General features: G+C 25.7%; 7 protein-coding genes and 1 pseudogene. 3 read left to right on the top strand and 5 right to left on the bottom strand.

Going from position 1 to position 7,002, the window contains the following annotated elements; all coding sequences use genetic code 11:
• Nucleotides 1-65: 65 nt before the first annotated feature.
• The 4 genes and pseudogenes from JG677_RS06315 to hemB form a co-directional block, all read right to left on the bottom strand.
• On the bottom strand, nucleotides 66-1,325 hold the full coding sequence (locus JG677_RS06315; protein ID WP_200285756.1) for a (Fe-S)-binding protein: 1,260 nt from the start codon (nucleotides 1,323-1,325) through the stop codon (nucleotides 66-68).
• Complete coding sequence (gene hemN, locus JG677_RS06320) at nucleotides 1,325-2,680, bottom strand: oxygen-independent coproporphyrinogen III oxidase (RefSeq protein WP_200285759.1); 1,356 nt, start codon at nucleotides 2,678-2,680, stop codon at nucleotides 1,325-1,327. Before hemN ends, JG677_RS06315 begins: the two co-directional genes overlap by 1 nt.
• Nucleotides 2,667-3,153 (bottom strand): annotated as a pseudogene (locus JG677_RS06325) (DUF2603 domain-containing protein). The gene hemN and the pseudogene JG677_RS06325 overlap by 14 nt, the downstream one beginning before the upstream one ends.
• Nucleotides 3,154-4,140, bottom strand: coding sequence for a porphobilinogen synthase (gene hemB, locus JG677_RS06330; RefSeq protein WP_200285761.1), 987 nt, complete (start codon nucleotides 4,138-4,140; stop codon nucleotides 3,154-3,156).
• Between the two features lie 58 nt (nucleotides 4,141-4,198).
• Between hemB and ribA the strand changes: the two genes are divergently transcribed.
• Both ribA and rsmG read left to right on the top strand, forming a co-directional pair.
• The gene (ribA, locus tag JG677_RS06335) at nucleotides 4,199-4,759 is read left to right on the top strand and encodes a GTP cyclohydrolase II (protein WP_200169024.1); all 561 of its coding nucleotides are present in this window, start codon (nucleotides 4,199-4,201) and stop codon (nucleotides 4,757-4,759) included.
• Nucleotides 4,760-5,362 carry a 16S rRNA (guanine(527)-N(7))-methyltransferase RsmG gene (gene rsmG / locus JG677_RS06340; protein ID WP_200285763.1) on the top strand — a complete coding sequence of 201 codons (603 nt, stop codon included), beginning with the start codon at nucleotides 4,760-4,762 and terminating at the stop codon, nucleotides 5,360-5,362.
• On the opposite strand, the gene JG677_RS06345 is transcribed toward rsmG, so the two are convergent.
• Nucleotides 5,336-6,433 carry a YeiH family protein gene (locus tag JG677_RS06345; protein WP_200217630.1) on the bottom strand — a complete coding sequence of 366 codons (1,098 nt, stop codon included), beginning with the start codon at nucleotides 6,431-6,433 and terminating at the stop codon, nucleotides 5,336-5,338. The two genes, rsmG and JG677_RS06345, sit on opposite strands and share 27 nt — an antisense overlap.
• A gap of 121 nt (nucleotides 6,434-6,554) precedes the next feature.
• On the opposite strand from JG677_RS06345, the gene JG677_RS06350 reads away from it, so the two are divergent.
• On the top strand, nucleotides 6,555-7,002 hold a 448-nt coding region (locus tag JG677_RS06350), incomplete at its 3' end, for a LysR family transcriptional regulator (RefSeq protein ID WP_200285765.1).

Below are 7,002 nucleotides of genomic sequence, written 5' to 3' on the forward strand. Positions count from 1 at the left end.
AAAAATCGAAAAGAATAGTTCATTAATAGAAAAGAATCGCTCTAATATAGAAGATATAAATAAAATTAATCAATTATCATAGCAATTAATTCCAAAGGATGTCTAAAGATAGTTTGAATTTTTTCTTTCTCTAAAGAATTTGAAATTTGTATTCTACAAGCAGAGCATTCGGCACTAACAAAATGTGCTTTTGTTTGCTTAATGTTCAAGGTTTTTTTATCTGCTATTTTTAGACTTTCATTATATAAATTTATTTGAGTGTTAATACCGCCAAAACCGCAACATACATCACTCTCGTGCATTTCTTTTAAAATAAAATTATTTTTTAAAAGTTCTCTTGGTTCTTTAAAAATACCTTGAGTTTTTTTAGAATGACAAGGATCATGATAGGTTATAATAAAATCTGTTTTCTTTTGCTTACTTAATAATTCTTTTAAAGAAGTTTTATGATAAAAATATTCTGTTGCAAGATAAATTTTAGAAGAAAGTTTTTTTGCTCTTTTTGCCCATTCTTTTTGATTAATAGAATTAAAAAAATATTCATAATCTTTTCGTATCATTGAAGAACAAGTTGCTTCAGCGATAATAATAGCATCTAAATTTTCAAGTTTTTTTTCAAAATACTCTATATTTTTTTTTGCAAGTTTTTCTACACTTTTAAAATCACCATTAAAAAAATGCACTACAGCACAACAATTTTGATCTTTAAGTAAATCTACATTAATTTTTAATTTTTTAGCTATTTTAAGAACAGCCTTAGCGCTTTCATCATAAAAATAATTTTGTAAGCATCCTACAAAAAATCCTATAGTTTTTTCTCCTTGATTATCAATAAAATCTGCATTAGATTTTAAAAAACTTTTTTTAGTAAAAGAAGGGAATAAGCGATCTTTTTTAATAAGAGATATGTTAAATTTAGATTTCATTCCTAAATTTCCATTTTGTATTTTAAAAATGCAAGGATTAAAAATATAGCCTAATTTTGCAATAAAATCTAATATTTTTCTATTTCTTAAAAAAAATAAAATTACTTTTTTATATAAAGATAATGATCTTTGGAAATCTTTATGACGAAAATCTATTATAGCTTTATCAACTTTTAAATCAAAGGGACAAATTTCAGTACAGCTTGTACATAAAAAACAAGAATCAAAAATATTTTTTAAATCATTATCACAAGAAATTTCTCCTTTATTATAAGCAGACAATAGTTCTAAAAAACCTCTAGGATTATGAAGCTCATCTTTTTTTACCTCATAAATTGGACAAGTTTGGATACATTTACCGCATTTAACGCAAGCACTAGTAATTTTATCAATCATCATTATAAAGTTTTTGAAAAAACCTTTTTATCTTCATCTATTTTTCTTAAATAAGCATCAAAACACATTGCAATATTTCTTATAAGCAAAACACCTGTTTCATTCACTTTAATCATTTTGGAATCTCTTTGAATAAAATCTTTATATTCATCTAAATTTATCAAATCTTCTTTAAAGTATTCAAAAAAATCTATATTAAATTCTGTTTCTATCATTTTAATATCTAAGCAAAAATTTGCCATTAAACTCATAATAACAGCTTTTCTTATCTTATCATCTTCATTTAAAATAATACCTTTTTCAAAAGGTAATTTTTTATTATCAATAGCTTCTTGATATTTTAATATATCCTTATAATTTTGAGCATAATAACTCTCGCCCTCCCCTATGCTAGTTAGCCCTACACCAATTAAATTAGCACCTTTTCTAGTGGTATAACCTTGAAAATTTCTATGTAAAGTATTATTTTTTAGAGCTTTAAAAAGCTCATCATCACTCTTTGCAAAATGATCCATTCCTATCATCTTATAGCCATTTTGAGTTAAAAATTTTTCACAATATTCCAAAATAGAAAGTTTGATATCAGGAGTTGGTAAAGTACTCTCATCAAATTTTCTCATATTTTTCTTAAGCCAAGGAACGTGAGCGTAATTAAAAATAGCCAAACGATCAGGATTTAACATAATAACTTTTTCTAAAGTCTTGGAAAAACTATTTAAATCCTGATAAGGCAAACCATAAATAAGATCAACATTGACAGATTTAATCCCTCTTTCTCTTACCATATTAATAGCATTTTGTGTCAATTCAAAAGGTTGGATTCTATGAATTTCTTTTTGAACTTTTTCATCAAAATCTTGCACTCCAAAACTAATGCGATTAAAATGATTTTGTGCTAAAATATCTGCTTGCTCTTCATTTAAAAATCTAGGATCAATCTCGCAACTAAGCTCTGCATTTTCATCAAAATTATCAAAAGTATTCTTAATCTTTAAAATTAAATTTTTTAATTGCTTGGCGCTAAAAAAAGTAGGAGTACCACCACCAAAATGCATTTGAACAACTTTACGTTTAGTATCTATTATATCTTTTAACAATTCTAACTCTTTAAAAAGATATGTTAAATATTTTTCTCTATTCTCTTCTTTTGCAGTGTAAATCACGTTACATCCGCAAAAATAACAAGCACTTCTACAAAATGGTAAATGAAAGTATAAAGAAATATCTTGTTTTTGTTCTTTTAAAAATCGAATATATTCTTCATATTTAAAATTTACATTAAATTCAACAGCAGTAGGATAAGAAGTATATCTAGGTCCAGCCTTAGAGTATTTTGTAAAAGCCTTATAATCTCTCATTTTCTCACTCTTTCCATCATAGCTTCCATATCAACGAAAAGATTTGGATGTTCTTTTTTTATATCAGCTATAAGTTTTTCTAAATCTATATTAATTTCCATTAAAGCACCATTTTTTGCTCTTTTTTTTATCTCATCCATAGCAACCGTCCAAGCATCATTAAAATCAATTGGAATTTGTTGGTAGATAGCTTTTTCAAGTTTCAATTCAAAATTCTCTTTTTGTGTTTGTTTTAAACTTTCTAAAATATTTTTTAAACTTTTTAAAGATATAAGAGTATGAATTTCATCGTTTTCATCTACCATAAACCAAGGTTCTGGATTTTCAAAACTTCCATTTTTTAAAATTAAAATTTTTTCATTATTATCTGTTTCTTTAAGCTCTAAAATAGTTTGTTCTTCTTTTTTTAAGCCTAAATTCTGAGAAAATTCATCAATGCGTTTTAAACAAATAGCGTGTTTATTTGATTTCATTTAAGCTCCTTTATTTTGTAAAAGTTTAGCTAATTCTTTTGCATGATAAGTAATTATAAGTTTTGCTCCAGCTCTTTTAAATGCAATCATAGTTTCTAAAACTATTTTATCATAATCAATAACTCCAGCTTTTTTACCTGCTTGCAATAAAGCATATTCTCCGCTAACATTATAAACACAAATAGGAAGTTTTGAACTTAAACTTAATTCTTTAACAATATCAAGATAAGCTAAAGCTGGTTTTATCATTAAAATATCTGCACCCTGCTTTTCATCTTCTAAACTCTCCATTAAAGCTTCTTTAGCGTTAGCAAAATCCATTTGATAAGTTTTTCTATCTCCATAACTTGGAGCTGATTGTGCAACATCTCTAAAAGGACCATAATAGTTTGAAGCGAATTTAGTAGAATATGCCATAATAGGTAAATTTTCAAAACCATTTTCATCTAAAGTTTTTCTTAAAGTATAAATAATACCATCCATCATACCGCTTGGCGCTATCATATCAACTCCTGCCTTTGCGTGTATTAAGGCTTGTTTGGCTGAAATTTCTAATGTAGCATCATTATCCACACTCTTTGTTTTCATATCAATGATACCACAATGACCATGATCTGTATATTCACAAAAACAAAGATCACTTATAACGATTAAATCAGGAAATTCCTTTTTAATAGTTTTAATACTTGTAGCAATCAACCCATTTTCATCTAAGGCATCACTGCCACAACTATCCTTTTTATCAGACTCTAAAACTCCAAATAATATAATAGCCTTAATGCCTAATTCTTTAATTTCTTTGCATTCTTTTAAAATTTCATCTAAACTCATTTGAAAAACTCCTGGCATTGAAGGAATTTCTTTTTTTATACCTTTAGAATTTATAACAAAAAGTGGATAAATTAAATCATCAATATTTAAAAAATTTTCTCTCACCATTGATCTTATATTTTCATTTATTCTTAATCTTCTAAATCTTTTAAACATAACTTTTCCTTTTTTTGATACAATATTAGCATAAAATTTATTATAGAAAGTATTATAAATGGACATAAAAATTTCAGAAATTGCAAACTTACCAACTAAATGGGGCTTATTTAAAATTCAAAGCTTCAAAGAAAATGACAAAGAACATCTTTGTATATTTAAAGATGAACCTAAAAATACTTTAAATTTAAGAATTCATTCAGAATGCTTAACAGGAGATGCATTAGGGAGTTTAAAATGTGATTGCGGTGAACAGCTTGAATTTTCTCTTAAATATATACAAGAATCAGGTGGAATGGTTATGTATTTAAGACAAGAAGGAAGAGGTATTGGACTTTTTAACAAAGTTAATGCTTATGCTTTACAAGATAAAGGATTTAATACCATAGAAGCTAACCATCAATTAGGTTTTAAGGCTGATGAAAGAACTTACGAGATTGTTAAATTTATCTTAGATTTTTATAAAATTACTAAAGTAAATTTAATAACCAACAACCCAGAAAAACTTCAATGTATTAAAGACAATATAGTTGCAAGAATTCCTATACTAATAGAAACTAATCGTTTTAATGAAGAATATATTCATATTAAACAAACTCAAATGGGTCATCTAAAATAAATGCATTTATATTTAGAAAATTTAGATTTTTTAAAAGAATATGATATCAAAAATTTTGAAAACAAAATTCAAATTTATAAAAATCTCTTAAACAAATATAATCGTATTCACAATTTAACCCAATTTAAGGCTATTGATGAAAATATCATTGATAGTCTTAAAATACTAGATTTTAAAGACTTAAATTTTGCTAAAAATATTATAGATATCGGAAGTGGAGCTGGATTTCCTGCTATTTTTTTAGCTTTTGTTTTAAAATCGCAATTTTATCTTTTTGAACCAAATGCCAAAAAAGCTGCTTTTTTAAGAAATGTTAAAATAGAATGCAAGCTTGATAATGTTTTTATTGTAAAAGAAAAAATACAAGATTATAAATCTCAATTAACAGCAGATATTATAACTTCAAGAGCTTTTAGTGGTATTTCTTCTTTAATAAAACTTTGTAGAAATTTTTATAACGAACATACTCTTTTTTTACTTTATAAGGGAAGTAAAGTTTATGAAGAATGTAAAATTTTAAAAGAATATGAAATTATAGAAAGAGATTTTAGAAAATATTGCCTTTTTAAAGGAATTTTACCACAAAATTCCTTTAAAAGCTAAAGTTAAAAAATATCCTATTACAATCAAAGAAAAAGCCAAAATTAACGCTAAAGCAAATACCTTAAAACCGCTTTTTAAGAATTTTTTAAAATCTATTTGAAGCCCTAAAGCAGCCATAGCATAAACAATACAAAGAGTACATAATAGCTTTCCTGTACTAATAATAAAGTGAGTATCAATACCTAAAAAATACTCTTGTTTCGATAAAAAAGTATTAACGGCAATCATAATTAAAAAAGCAAAAGCAAAATAAGGAATAGTAATTGTTTTTGAAGTTTTTTTAGAATTTTGATGTCTTGTCTTTGTAAAAAAATATGTTACGATTAACAAAAACGGAACAAGCAAAATAACTCTCATCATTTTAATAATAATAGCTAAATTAGCTGCACCTTGACTAAAATTTGACATATCTTTTGCCATTTCAGCTGCTCCAACAACATTAGCCACTTCGTGCAAAGTAGCTCCCATATAAACACCCATAGCATTTTGATCAAAATAAGGAATTAAATCGAAAGAAAAGAATATAGGATATAAAAACATAAATATAAGACCGAAAATTACAACCGTTCCAACAGCTAAAATTCCTTTAAAAGGATCAGATTTTAAAGAAGATTCAAGAGCCAAAACGGCAGCAGCACCACAAATTGAACTTCCAGCACCCACAAGCATTGAAGTTTCTTTATCGAGTTTAAAAATTTTCGTTCCTATTACAACAGAAAGTAAAAATATAACTACAATAATCAAAAAAGAAAGTAAAAATCCCCATAAACCTACACTTAAAAGCTCTGTTAAAGTAATATTAAAACCATATAAAACAATACCGAGTCTTAATAATTTTTTAGCACTAAAATGCACTCCAGCTTGAAAAGTATGTTGATATTTAAAAAACCAAGGAGAAAGAAGCACTCCTATAATAATAGCAAAAGCAGTGGCAGCAAGATGAGTAGAATCTTTAATGCTTTGCAAACTAGAAAGATACATTGAGCAAGCTACAATACAAGAAACAAAAAACAGACCCTTAAAATTTGACTTTGCTATTATCAAACTTTTTATAAAAATATTAGCTTTCATTCAAAATTATCCTTAATAAATTTTTGATTATTATATTTTTTTTGTAATAATTATAAAAATATATTATTTTAATATTTATAATAATTTTATTAAATCTTTATATTAAAACAAGGAGACATCAATGAAAATTAAGGATATGGAGATTTTTTTAGATCTTTTAAATACACAAAGTCCAACTTTAACCGCTAGTAATTTTTCCACATCTCAGCCTAATGTTTCCATTATTATTAAAAATTTAGAAGAAACTTTATCAACAATACTTTTCGAACGCTTAGGAAAAAAACTTCTTCCTACATCAAAAGCTTTACTTATAGGAAAAATTTGGCTAAAACTTGTTGAAGATTATTATAAAAGCTTAGAAATAATAAATGATGATACAACTTTATTAGGTGAAATTAATATTGCATCAACTCAAAGTATTTCAGAATATTTTGTCAATGAAATTTTATTTAAATTTAAAGATCATTTTCCAAAAGTAAATGCACATCATCAAACACAAAATACACAAAAGAGTCTCCATCTTTTAAAAAATGGCTTAATTGAAATGGCTATTATAGAAACAAATATAA

The sequence above is a fragment of the Campylobacter sp. TTU-622 genome (assembly GCF_016598965.1).
Classification (GTDB): domain Bacteria; phylum Campylobacterota; class Campylobacteria; order Campylobacterales; family Campylobacteraceae; genus Campylobacter_D.

What these genes read in the sequence shown, in the direction of transcription:
- JG677_RS06315 (WP_200285756.1), bottom strand. Translation starts at nt 1,325, where the DNA reads ATGATGATTGATAAAATTACTAGTGCTTGCGTTAAATGCGGTAAATGT.
- hemN (WP_200285759.1), bottom strand. Translation starts at nt 2,680, where the DNA reads ATGAGAGATTATAAGGCTTTTACAAAATACTCTAAGGCTGGACCTAGA.
- hemB (WP_200285761.1), bottom strand. Translation starts at nt 4,140, where the DNA reads ATGTTTAAAAGATTTAGAAGATTAAGAATAAATGAAAATATAAGATCA.
- ribA (WP_200169024.1), top strand. Translation starts at nt 4,199, where the DNA reads ATGGACATAAAAATTTCAGAAATTGCAAACTTACCAACTAAATGGGGC.
- rsmG (WP_200285763.1), top strand. Translation starts at nt 4,760, where the DNA reads ATGCATTTATATTTAGAAAATTTAGATTTTTTAAAAGAATATGATATC.
- JG677_RS06345 (WP_200217630.1), bottom strand. Translation starts at nt 6,433, where the DNA reads ATGAAAGCTAATATTTTTATAAAAAGTTTGATAATAGCAAAGTCAAAT.